Raw genomic sequence first — 13,682 nt, 5'->3', positions numbered from 1 at the left:
CGCCCGAGCTGGAGCTTTAGGGCGAGCTTGTCCGGGTTCGTCGACGGGTTCGTAACAGCGGTTAGCGGGCCCGGCAAACCCGGGAATCTGCCCGTCATGAACCACAACTCCCCCGTGTCGCACCGCCCTTCACCCCCGCAGGAGCTGCTGCCCGGAGTCTTCCTGCCGCACCCCGGGCCCCCGACCAGCGAGGAGCGGCTGCACGCCGTCCTCCTGTACGCGCGACGGCCACCGGGCCCCGGTCACGTGCCGCAGCAGGCGCCTCGGCCGGTGGAGGACGGCGCGGTGCTGCCGTACGAGGAGGCGATGATCACGGGCCTCGCGGCGCTGGCCCTGCACCAGTTCGCCTCCGCTCCGCCGCTGCGCTCCCTCGACCGGATCGACGTCCTCGTACCGCGCACCCGGCGTATCCGCTCCACCGGCTGCGCGCGGATCGTGCGCAGTGCGGCGCTGCCGCGGCCGCAGCAGATCACCGGGGTGCATGCGGCGCCGGTGCCGAGGGCGCTCGCGGACGCGGTCGAGCAGCTCACCGACGGCGGTACGGTTCGTCGGCTGCTCACCGAGGCCGTACGGGACGGGCACTGCGAACCGGCCGCGATCGTCCGGGAGTTGGACCAGGCCGGGCTCCTCGAACGGCCGCACGTCGTGGACGCCGTGGAGTCGCTGCTCGCCGAGGGCCGGGCCGTCGCGGAGGACCGGCTGTTCCAGTTGGTGCGGGAGTTCGGGCTGCCCGACCCGGTGTGGAACGTCGACCTGCGCCTGCCGGGCGGCCCGCACCTCGGCGGGGTCGACGCGTACTGGCCCGACCAGTCCGTGGCCGTGGAGCTGGACATGCGGGCGGCGCCGGAGGATGAGTGGTCCGAGTATGTGCGCAGGCGGGAGCACCTGGAGCAGTTGGGGATCACGGTGGTCCATCTGACGCCGAGGAAGCTGCGGGAGTTTCCGGATCAGCAGGCGACGGTGGTGCGGACGGCGTTGATGGCGGCGGTTGATCGGGATCCGGCGGCGTATGTGGTGGTGCTGCCGAGGTAGTGGGCTCCCGCCGTTTTTGTCCCCTCCCCGCCCCTTCCCGAAAGTCCTGCCGGACGGGCCTCCTCAATCGCCGGAGGGGCTGAAAAATCAGCCCCTCCGGCGATTTGAGGGGCGGGGAGGGGAAAAGATCCGGCGCAGCCGCTACGCGCCGCAGAACTCGCCCTCGATGATCGGTCCCGCCTCCCCCGCCCAGTCGCCGTTGACGTTGAAGGCCAGGGAGTGGCGGCCGTCCTCGGTGGTCACTCCGTAGGTGCCGGAGCCGTTGATGCCGCCGCTGTGGCCCCAGATCTCCTTGCCGCAGGACAGGCCGGCCATCTTCATCAGGCCGAGCCCGTACGTCAGGTTCGGGGCGTCGTCCTCGGTCGGGACCGTCGCCTTCATCTCCTTCAACTCCTGCTCGGGCAGCAGCTTTCCGCGCAGCAGGGCGGAGTAGAAGCGGTTGATGTCGGCCGAGTCGGAGATCATCGCGCCGGCCGCGCCCGCCACGGACGGGTTCATCTCGGTGACGTCGTGGATCGGCACGTCCTGGTCCGGCGGCGCCAGCTTGGAGTAGGCGCGGCTGCTCGGCTCGGGCACGGTGGGGTCGGTGCCGGGCAGGCTGGTGGCGTCGAGGTCGAGGCGGTCGATGATCCGGTCCTCGATCTCGTCCGCGTACGAGTTCCCGGTGACCTTCTCGACGATCATTCCGGCGAGGGCGTAGTTGGTGTTGGAGTAGCTCCAGTCCGTGCCCGGTTCGAAGGTCGGCTTGTGGCGCATCGCGACGGCGACGACCTGCTCGGGCTCGTACGTGTCGTAGCGGTGCTTCAGGAAGTCCGTGGTGAAGGACTTGCGGGCGATGTCCGGGTCCGCGGTGTAGTTGAAGATTCCGCTGGTGTGGTTGAGGAGTTGGCGTACGGAGATCTTCGAACCGTCGTGGCCGTTGCCGTGGACAACGCCCGGCAGCCACTTCTCCACCGGGTCGTCCAGGTCGACCCGGCCCTCCGCCTGGAGCTGGAGCAGCACCGTCGCCACGAAGGTCTTGGTGAGCGAGCCGATCCGGTAACGGTCGTGGGCGCTGCGCGGTGCGCCGGACTCGCGGTCGCCGACACCCGAGGTGCCCTTCCACGTGCCGTGCGCGTCCCGCGCCTGGCCCGCCACTCCGGGCACGCCCGCCGCTACGGCCGCGTCCATCGCCTTCTGTGTCGCCCGGTGCCCCTTTCCGGAGTCGGCCTGGGCGGGCGAGGTGAACGCGGTCGCCGTCAGCGCCGCCACCGTCGCGAGTCCCACCAGCCCGGTCCGCACCGTACGTACTGCCATGAGAGTCCCCCTGCTTCTTTGTTCTGTTGGTTCTCCTCTTGGCGGGCAGGACTCCGGACAGGGCGGAGAGGTTGATCGAAATGTTCGGCGAGGGGCCGGAATCAGCCCTTCTGCAGGACGAGTTCGGTGTTGCGGTCGTCCCGGTCGCCGCCGAGATCCGGCTTGCGGCCAGGGGCGTTGAAGGCCAGTTCGCGGTAGAGCGCGCCGAGTCCGGGCTGGGAGAGATCGGCGAGATCCGTACGGTGCGGGGCGGACGACTCGATGAGCGTGGTGAGCACGGACAGCGTGCCGTCGTGGTTGTCGACCAGCTCCACGACGCGGGCGAGCTGCGGGTGGTCGATGTGCGAGGCGGTGGTGATCTCCCAGAACGAGCCGTGCGGGGTGATCCTGTTGCGGTGGCTGTGGCCGTTGATCCACGCGAGCACACGGCTGTGCCGGCCGAGCAGTTCGAGGACCTCCTCGCCGCCGTGCCGGGCCTCGCGCGGCCGGTCCGGGTCGGGCCGCAGGTTGCGCATGCTGGTGCTGGTGTGGTGGCTGAAGACGACGACGTACGATCCGTCCTGCTCGGCCCGGGTCAACTCGCCCTTCAGCCAGTCGAGTTGGGCGGTGCCGAGGGAACCCTCGTAGTGGCCCGCCGGGTCCGTGGTGTCGAGGCTGATGCCGAGCACGTCGTCGGCGATGCGGAACGCGTAGTACTGCGTGCCCGCGTCCACGTTCTCCTGCGTGTAGCCGTGGCCGACGGGGCCGGGGCCCGCGTACGCCGGGTCGAGGTGGGCGCGTACGTACTCGGTGGGGGTGAACGGGGCGCGGGAGGCGTCCGGGGTGATCGAGCGGAGGCTCTTCTTCTCCGTCCGCATCAGCTCGCGGAACTGCTCGCCCTTCGGGTCCAGGCCCTTCTTCACGCTCTTCCAGAACGCGGCCGCGCGGTCCTCGGGCAGCGACATCAGCTTCTTGCCGCCGACCGCGAAGTCGTGGAACCAGTCGTCGCCGGAGGCGTAGCAGCCGCCGGGCAGGGAGTCGTGGTTGCCGACCGTCGAGTACCAGGGCAGGTTCAGGCCGGGGCTGCGCACCTCGCGGGTGGCCGCCTCCAGGAAGCCGGGGATCGCGGGGAAGCCGAGCTGCTTGTCGGCGTCGCGGAAGTCGGCGCGGTCCGGGTGCCAGTACTGCTTGAGGCCGCTGTCCTGGACGCCTTCGTAGTGGCGCGGGTCGCCGGTGTTGGGGGTGATGCTGCCGCCGCTCATCGTCCGCAGGAACCAGTCGAGTTCGGCGCGGGAGTTGTTGTCGGTGTTGTCGCCGGTCGTCATGACGAAGCTGAGCGGGGCGCCGGTGGCGGGTGCGCCGCGCAGCGCGTTGGCCCGCTCGACGAGTGCGACCGCGCCCGCCACCGACAGGGTCTCCTGCGGCCGCCAGGCGCTGGACGTCTCGGCGCGCACGTACTCGTACCGCAGCGGGTGCTGGGTGTCCACGATGTGCAGGTCGGTGAACTGCACGAACGCGGCGAGCGCGGTACGCCGGTCGGCGCGGCCGGACTCGGGGGCGGCGAGGTCGGTGCGGACGACGCGCTCCCAGGCGGGGCCTTCGCCGAGGCGGACGTAGCCCTGGCCGGCGGGGCGGGGCGCGGAGGTGCTGTGCAGGGTGGTGCCGCTGGTGTACGGGGCGAGGGGGGCGGCGGGGGCCTTGCGGGAGGTGAGCGCGGTGCCGGCTTCCGGGCGGGCGGCGGCCGGGCGGGCGGCGTTGGCCTCTCCGCCGCTGAGGCCGACGGCGAGGCCGATGCCCGTGGAGGCCGAGACGGCGCCCGCGGCGGCGAGGAAGGAACGGCGGTCGAGGCTGGCGGCGACAGAGCGGATGCGCGGCATGGCGCGGTCTCCCCGGGTGCGGTGCGTTCGCGGCTGCGGTCCTTTGGATGCTTGGCACCGGGGGTGGCCTGTGCGTGAACGCGGGTGCAACGGGGGCGGCCGATCGGGGGTCGCGCGGGCCCGGTCCGCCGTACGGTCATGGGGCGCTGCCCCGGGGGTGGGGAGTTGGTCACTCGGGGTTCATCTGTGCGGGCGCGGGGCGCCTGCGGCGGGCTTCTCTCCCCGCCCCGCCCCTTCCCGAAACTGGGGCTCCGCCCCAGACCCCGCTCCTCAAACGCCGGAGGGGCTGGATTTACCCCCGCTCGAATGCCACAGCCGCAACCCAACATCCACGAGCCCCACCCGAGACAGCTCCCCCACCGCCCCCAGGTCGTGCCACGCCGCCCTGTCCGTCGAGCCGGACTCCTCGTGGCGGAGGGTGCCGCCCGTGATCCGGCCCTCGTAGACCAGGCGCAGGCCGTGGAAGTCGGCGAACGTGCCCAGTTTGCGGGGGTAGCGGCGGCGGATCGAGTCGACGCCGAGGAGGGTGACGGGCTCGACCTCGTAGCCGGTCTCCTCCTCGGCCTCGCGGATCACCGTGTCGTAGGGGTCCTCGCCGTGCTCCATGCCGCCGCCGGGCAGTGTCCACCGCTTGTCGGCCTCGCCGCCGGACAGGCGGGCCAGGAGCAGTTGTCCTTCTCGTACGCACACGGCGTAGGCCGCCACCCGGAGTTCCTCACGCATCCTCGAACGTTACGGGCACGCGGCGATACCGATCACTCGATGGTCACTTTTTGGCGAACTCTCCCCAAACGCCGGTCAGTTGCGTAAGGCTATGCGGTCATCCGGTCCCGAATTGCGGACCGCTCCTTCAGCACAGGGATGCAGATGACCTCAAGACCAGGTGCGAGACGTGCGGCTCGGATAGCCATGGCCGTCTCTCTCGCGGCCGCCCTTTCCGCGGCCGCGCCCATACCCGCCTTCGCCGCCGACGGACCGGCTCCCGGCGCCAAGTCCGACCCCTCCCCGGGCGACAAGCTGGGCGCCTCCGACGCCCGGCTGCTCGACGAGGCGGAAGCCGACGGGGACAAGACCGTCACGATGATGGTCGCCACCGCGCCCGGCGCCACCGAGAAGGTCGCCGAGCAGCTCGACTCGGTCGAGGGCGGCTCGGTGGGACGTACCTACGACAAGCTCGGGTACGTACGCGCCACGGTGCCCACGAAGCGGGCCCAAGCCGCGATCGAGGGCGCCGCCAAGCTCTCCTCCGTGCACGGCATCGACCTGCGGCACGAGGTGAAGCTGGACGACCCGACGCCCGCGGCCGACCGGGCCAAGGACGCCAAGACGGCTGCGACGCAAGCGAGTTACCCGGCACCCGGCAAGAGGACCCCGGCGAAGAACCCGTACAACCCGTCCTTCGAGACCGGTGCCGTCGAGTTCGTCGAGGAGAACCCGAAGGCGGACGGGCGGGGCGTCACCATCGGCATCCTGGACTCCGGGGTCGACCTCGGGCACCCCGCGCTGCAGAAGACCACCACCGGCGAGCGGAAGATCGTCGACTGGGTGACGGCCACCGACCCGGTCATCGACGGCGACGGCACCTGGCGCCGGATGAACACCCCCGCGGCCGGGCCCACGTTCACCTTCGACGGGCGGAGCTGGACCGCGCCGGAGGGCTCGTACCAGGTCAACTGGTTCCGTGAGTCCGCCTCCACGGGCGGCGACGCGAACGGCGACCTGAACCGGGACGGGGACACCACCGACAAGTGGGGTGTGCTGTACGACGCCGAGTCCCAGGCCGTGCGCGTCGATCTGAACGACAACGCGGACTTCACCGACGACGAGGCGATGAAGCCGTACAAGGACGGCTTCCAGGTCGGCTACTTCGGCAAGGACAAGCCGGAGACCGACGTCGTCGAGCGGGTGCCGTTCGTCGTTGAGATCCGCAAGGACGTCGTGTACGACGCGGCCGGGTCCACGGCCGACTACGTCAACATCGGCATCATCGAGTCCGAGCACGGCACCCACGTCGCGGGCATCACCGCCGCCAACTCCCTGTTCGGCGGCCGGATGAACGGCGCGGCGCCGGGCGCGAAGCTGGTCTCCTCGCGGGCCTGCACCTGGAGCGGCGGCTGCACCAACGTCGCGCTCACCGAGGGCATGATCGACCTCGTGACGCTGCGCGGCGTCGACATCGTCAACATGTCCATCGGCGGCCTCCCCGCGCTGAACGACGGCAACAACGCGCGCACCGAGCTCTACAACCGGCTCATCGACACGTACGGCGTGCAGCTGGTGATCTCCGCGGGCAACAGCGGTCCCGGCGTCAACACCATCGGCGACCCGTCGCTCGCCGACAAGGTGATCTCCGTCGGCGCCTCCATCTCGCGCGAGACCTGGGCCGCCAACTACGGCTCGGTGGTGGAGCAGCGCTACTCGATGCTGCCGTTCTCCTCCCGCGGCCCGCGCGAGGACGGCGGGTTCACGCCGACGCTCGCCGCGCCGGGCGCCGCCATCAACACCACGCAGACCTGGCTGCCCGGCGGCCCGGTCGCCGAGGCGGGCTACGAACTGCCCGCCGGGTACTCGATGCTGCAGGGCACCTCGATGGCCTCGCCGCAGGCCGCGGGCGCCTCGGCGCTGCTGATCTCGGCCGCCAAGCGCAAGGGCATGGAGCTCACCCCTAACGCGCTGCGCACCGCGCTCACCTCCACCGCCCACCACATCCGCGGCTTCCAGCCGCACCAGGAGGGTGCGGGCCTGATGGACGTCGTGGACGCCTGGGAGGCCATCGAGGACGGCGCGAAGGCGCACTCGTACGGCGTGCAGGCGCCCGTCGACACGGCCCTGGAGCAGGAGCTGAAGAAGCCCGGCACCGGCATCTACGACCGCGAGGGCGGCCTGAAGGCGGGCCAGAAGAAGACCTACGACGTCACCGTCACGCGCACCAGCGGCCCGGACCGCACGCTGACCCACAAGGTCGAACTGGCCCGTAACGACGGCACGTTCAGGCTCGCGAGCCCCAGCCGGATCGCGCTGCCGCTGAACAAGCCCGTCACCGTGAAGGTCACCGCCGAGCCGCGCACCGCCGGGGTCCACTCGGCGATCGTCGAGCTGGACGACCCGCGCACCGAGGGCACCGACAAGCAGATCATGTCGACCGTCGTCGTCGCGCACGGCCTGAAGAAGCCGTCGTACGCGTTCGAGGCGCGCGGCTCGGTGCAGCGCAACAGCACCGAGTCGTACTTCATCACCGTGCCCGAGGGCGCCAAGTCCCTCGAAGTGGCCCTCGGCGGCCTGAGGAACGGCAGCCAGACGCGGTTCATCGCGCTGCACCCGTACGGCGTCCCGGTCGACCCGTCCTCCACGGTCAACTGCTACCCGAACTACGAGAACCCGGCGAACACCTGCCGCCCGGACCTTCGCTCGTACGCGGATCCGCAGCCCGGCGTGTGGGAGCTGGAGGTCGAGTCCCGGCGTACGTCGCCGCTGCTCGACAACCCGTACAAGCTGGACGTCTCGCTGCTCGGTGTCGCCTTCGACCCGGCCGTGCAGACCGTGCCCGAGGCGAAGGTCGGCGAGGCGACGCCCGTCGAGTGGAAGGTCACCAACGGGTACGCGGCGGTCGACGGCAAGCTGAAGGGCGGCCCGCTCGGCTCGTCCAAGTCGGCCCGCCCGACGATCAAGCACGGTGAGTCGCAGGAGACCACCGTGGTGGTGCCGGAGGGCGCCGAGAAGCTGAACGTCGCCATCGGCAACCCGGCCGACAAGACCACCGACCTGGACCTGACGCTCGTCAAGGACGGCAAGGTCGTCGGCTCGGCGGCGGACGGCGACTCCGAGGAGGCGGTCAGCCTGGCCAAGCCCGCGCCGGGCACGTACACGGTCATCGTCGACGGCTACTCGGTCCCGTCCGGGTCCACGGCCTACGACTACCTCGACGTGTTCTTCGCGCCGTCGCTCGGCGAGGTCAAGGTCGACTCCGGCACACCGCTGAAGCTGGCCAACGGGGCGAGCGCGCAGATCGGCGCCGAGATCGTGGTCGCGGGCGCGGCACCCGAGGGGCGGCAGTTCTTCGGCGAGGTGCGGGTGCTCAACTCCCGCGGGACGGTTGCCGGTTCGGGGAGTGTGCGGATCGAGAAGGTGCTGCCGTGACGTCCTGAGGGCGACAGGCGGCCGCGGGCCCCGGACGGCACGACCGTCCGGGGCCCGTCACGTGCCGGGGCGGGTGTCGCCTCGGCGCCAGTCGCCCGTCACGTGTCGGGGCGAGTGTCGCCTCGGCGCCAGTCGCAGGTCAGCTCCCGCGCCCCCGGCAGCGCCCGCTCGATCCAGGCGCGCTCGCGGGCCACGTCCTTGCCGGTGGACCAGTGGCTGGGGCCCACGGCGCCGCGCGGGACGAGGACCAGGGCGTGGTCGCCGGGGCGCAGCCGCGGGTCGACGTTCACGTCCATCACGAACGTCACCTCGTGGCGGCCCCGCTTCTCCGGCTTGTACGAGCGGGTGACGTCGAGCGTGATGCGGTCCTGGAGAGCGCCGGGCAGCGAGTCGACGCGTACGACGGTGCCCTCGACGATCAGCCGGGCGCAGGCGATGGTGCCCTCGGCGGTCATCGAGGTGCCCGCACCGCCCTCACCGCCCTCCGCGCCCTCCCGTCCCGGCGAGGCGGACAGCCAGAGCGTGCCGCCGAGGAGGGCCGCCGCGCAGCTCGCGGCGAGGGCGAGGAGTGCGGTGCGGCGGGTGCGGGTGCGGGGCGGCGGGAGCGGCTCCGGTGGTCGGGCGAGCGCGTCCCCGAGGCGGTGCAGTTCGCTGCGCAGGAGTGCGACATCCGTCACAGCGGCCCGGTACGCGGGGTCGGCGCGCAGCTCGTCCGGCGGCTCCTCTCCCGTGATCGCCGCCATCAGCGGATCGGCCAGTGGGTCCAGCGGGTCCCTGGGGCTCACGTCACACCACCTCGTCCTCGTCCAGCCGCGCGCGCAGGGCCTGTACGGCCGCGTGCAGGCGGCTCTTGACCGTGCCCTCGGGGACACCGAGCTCGTGCGCGATGGCGCGGACGGGGAGGTCCGCGTAGAAGCGCAGCACGAGCACCTGGCGCTGGACGGCCGTCAGGTCGTCCAGGCCCTGAGCCAGCGTGAGCGACCACACCCTGGACTCCTCCGCCGACCCGGCCACCGGCTCCTGGCGCAGCGCGGCGAGCCGTTCACCGAGGCGCTCCTGGCGGCGCCGGGCCCGGTGCCAGTCCATCGCGAGGTGGGAGGCGACGACAGCGGCCCAGGCGGAGACGTCGCGCGGCGCCTCCCGGCCGTCGGCCGCCCGCTCCAGGAGCTTGAGCCGTACCTGCTGGACGCCGTCCGGAAGGTCGGAGCGCGGCACCCCGCCGAGCGCGAGGACAGCCCGTACCCGGTCCTCCTGGGCCGCGCTCAGCGGATCGGTCCGCTCGTCACCCGCCTCGCTCCGACGCGATCTTCTGCGCAGCATCCCCCCGCCCTTCGCCGCGGTGCGTTTCCCCTACGACGCCGGGTGTGCCGGAAACGTTCGGTCCCGCGCCGGAGCTCCGTGTGGCGTCTTGCACGTCGGACAATGGATTGGACAAGCCGGACCTGGACAGACGCATCATGGATGCCAGACGGCATGTACGGATGACGTCATGCACGGAAATGCGGAGGAACGCTGTGAAGGTCGGAATCGTCGGAGCCACCGGTCAGGTCGGCACGGTCATGCGCAAGATCCTCGTCGACCGGAAGTTCCCGATCGACGAGCTGCGCCTGTTCGCCTCGGCCCGCAGCGCCGGGTCGGTGCTCGACGGTGTGACCGTCGAGGACGCCTCCACGGCCGACTACACCGGTCTGGACATCGTGCTGTTCTCGGCCGGCGGTGCCACGTCCAAGGCGCTCGCCGAGAAGGTCGCCTCGCAGGGCGCCGTGGTGATCGACAACTCCTCGGCCTGGCGCCGTGACCCCGAGGTCCCGCTCGTCGTGTCCGAGGTCAACCCGCACGCGATCGTCGACCGCCCCAAGGGCATCATCGCCAACCCGAACTGCACGACGATGGCCGCGATGCCGGTCCTGAGGCCGCTGCACGCCGAGGCCGGGCTGACCGCGCTCGTCGTCGCCACGTACCAGGCGGTGTCCGGTTCCGGCCTGGCCGGTGTGGACGAGCTGTACTCGCAGGTCGAGAAGGTCGGCGCGGACGCCCCGAAGCTCACGCACGACGGCTCGGCGGTCGAGTTCCCCGCGCCGAACAACTACGTGGCGCCGATCGCGTACAACGTCCTGCCGATGGCCGGTTCCATCGTGGACGACGGCCTGAACGAGACCGACGAGGAGCAGAAGCTCCGCAACGAGTCCCGCAAGATCCTGGAGATCCCCGAGCTGAAGGTCTCCGGCACCTGCGTCCGCGTCCCGGTCTTCTCCGGCCACTCGCTGCAGGTCAACGCCCGCTTCGAGCGTCCGATCAGCCCCGAGCGCGCCAAGGAGCTCCTCGCGGGCGCGGAGGGCGTGGTCCTCGCCGACGTCCCGACGCCGCTGGAGGCCGCGGGCAAGGACGCCTCGTACGTCGGGCGCATCCGCGGCGACGAGACGGTGGAGAACGGCCTCTCCCTGTTCCTCTCCAACGACAACCTGCGCAAGGGCGCGGCGCTCAACGCGGTGCAGATCGCGGAGCTGGTGGCGGCTGAGCTCAAGGGCTGAGCCGGGCTTACGTCGACGGGTGCTGCGGGCCGACCCGCGTACCGTCGATCGCCCTGCGGGCTCGTCCTCAAGCGCCGGACCGGCTGATTTTTCAGCCGGTCCGGCGCTTGCTGCCTGCCACCACCAGCAGCGCGGCCGCCGCCAGCCCTCCTCCCAGCCACAGGGCGCCGTCCGCCCCGAACCCGTCCGCCGCGCGGCCGCCGAGCAGGGCGCCCAGGGCTATCGCGACGTTGAAGACGCCCACGTAGAGGCCCGAGACCGGCTCCCGTGCCTCGGGTGCGGCGGCCGCCATCCAGTTCTGGGTGGAGACCGAGACCCCGCCGTACGCGAGACCCCAGGCCAGCAGCAGCACCGCCGACAGGAGCAGCGAGCCCCCTGCGGCGAGCAGGGCGAGCACCACCGCCGCGAGCACCACGGAGATCACCAGGAGGGTGCGGCGCGGGTCGCGCGGGGCCAAGGCGCCGCCTACGAAGTTCCCGGCGATCCCCGCGACCCCGTACGCGAGCAGCAGCCCGCTGATCAGCCCGGCGCCGAGTCCGTCGACCCGCTCAAGGATGGGCCGTACGTACGTGTACGCCGCGAAGTGACCGGCGACCAGGAACAGCACGACAAGCAGGCCCGCGCGCACGCCCGGCAGGCGGGCCGAGCCGAGGACGGCGCGCAGGGCCGTGCCACGCTCGGCGGGCAGCGGCGGCAGGGCGAGCGCGAGGAGCAGCCCGACGGCCGCGGCGAGCAGCGCGGCGATGCCGAACGCCCAGCGCCAGCCCGCGAGTTCACCGAGGAAGGTGCCCGCCGGGACTCCGACCACGGAGGCCACCGCGATGCCGCTGAAGACGAACGCGGTGGCCCGTCCCACGGCCGACCCTGGCACGAGGCGTACGGCGATCCCCGCCACGATCGCCCACACCCCGCCGATGGCCACGCCGACCAGGACGCGCGCGGCGAGCAGGACCGCGAGGTGCGGGGCGAGCGCGGAGGCCACGTTGGCGGCGGCGAGCAGCGCGAGCAGCCCGACGAGGACGGTGCGCCGGTCGGCGGTGCGGGCGGCGACGGGCAGCAGCGGGGCGGCGAGCGCGGCGACGAGGCCGGGCAGGGTGACGGCGAGCCCGGCCGTTCCCGGGGAGACGCCGAGCCCCGCGGCCAGGGAGGTCAGGAGCCCCACGGGCAGCAGTTCCGCGGTGACGACGGTGAAGGTGGCGGCCGCGCCGGCCAGGACGGACAGGGGCAACGCCCTTGCGGGGGCGGCGGGTTGAGCTTCGGCGCCGTGGGTCGGCGGCTGATTCGTACGCATGGCCCAAGCCAACGCCGTACGGGCTCAGGGAACAACGCCGAAGTTCTCATCCTTGTATGAGCGGTACTCATCGATCCGAACGGGGGCGTGGTGGCTGCTGACGTCGGCGGTCTGGAGGCACGGGAGCTGGAATGCTTCCTGGTCCTCTCCGAGGAGTTGCACTTCGGCCGGACCGGCGAGCGACTCCTGGTCTCGCAGAGCCGGGTGAGCCAGCTGGTGCGCGCGCTCGAACGCCGGGTCGGGGCGCGGCTGTTCACCCGCAGCAGCCGCCGCGTCGCGCTCACCCCGCTCGGCGAGCGCTTCCTCACCCGACTCCGTCCCGCGTACGCGGAGCTGCGCGCCGCCGTCGAGGACGCGCGGTCGGCGGCGCGCGGCGTCGAGGGCACGCTGCGGCTCGGCTTCCAGGGCACGGCGGACGACCGGCTGATGGCGGCGATCGCGGCGTTCCGTCAGGCGCATCCGGGGTGCGAGACGGAGATCGTCGAGCTGCCGTTCTCCGACCCATTCGGCGCGGTGCGGGCCGGGGCGGTGGACGCGGCCATCGTGCTGCTGCCGGTGGCGGAACCGGACCTGGTGCTCGGCCCGCGCTTCGCGGAGCAACGGCAGAACGTGGCGGTCTCGCCCCGGCACCCCCTCGCGTCCCGCACGTCCCTGACCGCCGCCGAGGTCGCCGCGACCCCGCTCATCATGGCAACGCCCCCGGCCCCCGCGTACTGGCGCAGGGCGCAGGCCCCTTCGGACCTGCCCGGCCCCTCGGTCCGCACGCTCCAGGAGGGCCTGACCTTGGTGGCGGCCGACCGGGGCGCGATGCTCCTGTGCGGCCCGACGTCCGAGTACCACGCCCGCAGGGACATCGTCCACGTCCCGGTGAACGGCCTCCCGGACTCGACCCTCGGCCTGATCTGGCACCGGGACGGCGAAACGGAACGGGTCCGGGCGTTCGCCCGGGCGGTCACGGAAACGGTCTGAGCCGCCTCGGCCGACGCCGGTTCAGAACTGCTGCTGTTTGACTCCGGGCGGGAGGAAGCAGGCGGTTGAGACGGAGAGGCGCAGGGTTCCTGGAGGATTCACAGAGTCAGCGATCAAAGAGAACCGCTGCTCGTCGTTCGTGCCGTACAGGATGACCTCGGGTGTCTCGGGACGCTCTGTGTGGCTGGTTACGCGAACACCGTGCTCTTCAAGTGCCTTGCGGAGTTTACGAACTGCACCGATGTGCCGTTCGTCGGGAATTTTGGCGTATGCAGTGTAAGTGAGCATGTACCGACCATCGTCGGCCACCTCATTGTTCTTACCGACGCATTCCTCGAAGTGCTTCCGTGAGGCGGGATGGTCCGTGATCCGCACCTCTGCATAGCGAGCCATTGCCGAGGTGTACTCCCTGGCCCACGCCAGTGAGCTCTCCCGACTCTTGCGCGGGAGGGGCTCGTTGACATCATCGGATTGCTGAGACATGCAGGCTCCGGAGAGAAGTACGGCAAAGAGCGTCGAAACAGTGACGGACATCCGCTTGCGAAACATTGTGACCTACCAGACGAAAAC

At 71.6% G+C, this 13,682-nt stretch carries 11 protein-coding genes; 4 read left to right on the top strand and 7 right to left on the bottom strand.

What is annotated here, in order from left to right:
• The first annotated feature begins 96 nt into the window (after positions 1-96).
• Positions 97-1,032, top strand: coding sequence for a hypothetical protein (locus tag RCO28_RS00300; protein ID WP_308938845.1), 936 nt, complete (start codon positions 97-99; stop codon positions 1,030-1,032).
• A 141-nt stretch (positions 1,033-1,173) separates the two neighbouring features.
• On the opposite strand, the gene RCO28_RS00295 is transcribed toward RCO28_RS00300, so the two are convergent.
• The 3 genes from RCO28_RS00295 to RCO28_RS00285 form a co-directional block, all read right to left on the bottom strand.
• Positions 1,174-2,328 carry a serine hydrolase domain-containing protein gene (locus tag RCO28_RS00295; protein ID WP_308938844.1) on the bottom strand — a complete coding sequence of 385 codons (1,155 nt, stop codon included), beginning with the start codon at positions 2,326-2,328 and terminating at the stop codon, positions 1,174-1,176.
• A gap of 101 nt (positions 2,329-2,429) precedes the next feature.
• Positions 2,430-4,184: a TIGR03767 family metallophosphoesterase gene (locus RCO28_RS00290; protein ID WP_308938843.1), complete on the bottom strand. Its 1,755-nt coding sequence runs from the start codon at positions 4,182-4,184 to the stop codon at positions 2,430-2,432.
• A 270-nt stretch (positions 4,185-4,454) separates the two neighbouring features.
• A complete protein-coding gene (locus RCO28_RS00285; RefSeq protein WP_308938842.1) occupies positions 4,455-4,907 on the bottom strand; it encodes an NUDIX hydrolase in 453 nt (150 codons plus the stop codon).
• Positions 4,908-5,093: 186 nt separating this feature from the next.
• On the opposite strand from RCO28_RS00285, the gene RCO28_RS00280 reads away from it, so the two are divergent.
• Complete coding sequence (locus RCO28_RS00280) at positions 5,094-8,321, top strand: S8 family serine peptidase (RefSeq protein WP_308938841.1); 3,228 nt, start codon at positions 5,094-5,096, stop codon at positions 8,319-8,321.
• Positions 8,322-8,419: 98 nt separating this feature from the next.
• Here RCO28_RS00280 and RCO28_RS00275 read toward each other — a convergent pair whose 3' ends face one another.
• Together RCO28_RS00275 and RCO28_RS00270 are read right to left on the bottom strand one after the other, a co-directional pair.
• Complete coding sequence (locus RCO28_RS00275; protein WP_308938840.1) at positions 8,420-9,106, bottom strand: hypothetical protein; 687 nt, start codon at positions 9,104-9,106, stop codon at positions 8,420-8,422.
• A 1-nt stretch (position 9,107) separates the two neighbouring features.
• On the bottom strand, positions 9,108-9,641 hold the full coding sequence (locus tag RCO28_RS00270) for a sigma-70 family RNA polymerase sigma factor (protein ID WP_308938839.1): 534 nt from the start codon (positions 9,639-9,641) through the stop codon (positions 9,108-9,110).
• A 194-nt stretch (positions 9,642-9,835) separates the two neighbouring features.
• On the opposite strand from RCO28_RS00270, the gene RCO28_RS00265 reads away from it, so the two are divergent.
• Entirely contained in the window at positions 9,836-10,852 is a 1,017-nt protein-coding gene (locus tag RCO28_RS00265) for an aspartate-semialdehyde dehydrogenase (protein WP_308938838.1), read from the top strand.
• A gap of 91 nt (positions 10,853-10,943) precedes the next feature.
• Here RCO28_RS00265 and RCO28_RS00260 read toward each other — a convergent pair whose 3' ends face one another.
• Positions 10,944-12,143 (bottom strand): MFS transporter, encoded by a 1,200-nt coding sequence (locus tag RCO28_RS00260; protein WP_308938837.1) that lies wholly within the window; start codon positions 12,141-12,143, stop codon positions 10,944-10,946.
• A gap of 90 nt (positions 12,144-12,233) precedes the next feature.
• Between RCO28_RS00260 and RCO28_RS00255 the strand changes: the two genes are divergently transcribed.
• On the top strand, positions 12,234-13,112 hold the full coding sequence (locus RCO28_RS00255; protein ID WP_308938836.1) for a LysR family transcriptional regulator: 879 nt from the start codon (positions 12,234-12,236) through the stop codon (positions 13,110-13,112).
• Between the two features lie 21 nt (positions 13,113-13,133).
• Here the strand turns inward: RCO28_RS00255 and RCO28_RS00250 are convergent, their stop codons facing one another.
• A complete protein-coding gene (locus tag RCO28_RS00250; protein ID WP_308938835.1) occupies positions 13,134-13,646 on the bottom strand; it encodes a hypothetical protein in 513 nt (170 codons plus the stop codon).
• Positions 13,647-13,682 lie beyond the last annotated feature (36 nt).

Origin of the sequence: Streptomyces sp. LHD-70 (assembly GCF_031157275.1) — a bacterium.
Classification (GTDB): Bacteria; Actinomycetota; Actinomycetes; order Streptomycetales; family Streptomycetaceae; genus Streptomyces.
This window is presented reverse-complemented; position numbering and strand designations above follow the sequence as displayed.

Excerpts from the sequence above, each read along its gene's own strand:
- RCO28_RS00295 (WP_308938844.1), bottom strand. The coding sequence starts at position 2,328 with ATGGCAGTACGTACGGTGCGGACCGGGCTGGTGGGACTCGCGACGGTG.
- RCO28_RS00260 (WP_308938837.1), bottom strand. The coding sequence starts at position 12,143 with ATGCGTACGAATCAGCCGCCGACCCACGGCGCCGAAGCTCAACCCGCC.
- RCO28_RS00280 (WP_308938841.1), top strand. The coding sequence starts at position 5,094 with ATGGCCGTCTCTCTCGCGGCCGCCCTTTCCGCGGCCGCGCCCATACCC.
- RCO28_RS00285 (WP_308938842.1), bottom strand. The coding sequence starts at position 4,907 with ATGCGTGAGGAACTCCGGGTGGCGGCCTACGCCGTGTGCGTACGAGAA.
- RCO28_RS00290 (WP_308938843.1), bottom strand. The coding sequence starts at position 4,184 with ATGCCGCGCATCCGCTCTGTCGCCGCCAGCCTCGACCGCCGTTCCTTC.
- RCO28_RS00270 (WP_308938839.1), bottom strand. The coding sequence starts at position 9,641 with ATGCTGCGCAGAAGATCGCGTCGGAGCGAGGCGGGTGACGAGCGGACC.
- RCO28_RS00300 (WP_308938845.1), top strand. The coding sequence starts at position 97 with ATGAACCACAACTCCCCCGTGTCGCACCGCCCTTCACCCCCGCAGGAG.
- RCO28_RS00250 (WP_308938835.1), bottom strand. The coding sequence starts at position 13,646 with ATGTCCGTCACTGTTTCGACGCTCTTTGCCGTACTTCTCTCCGGAGCC.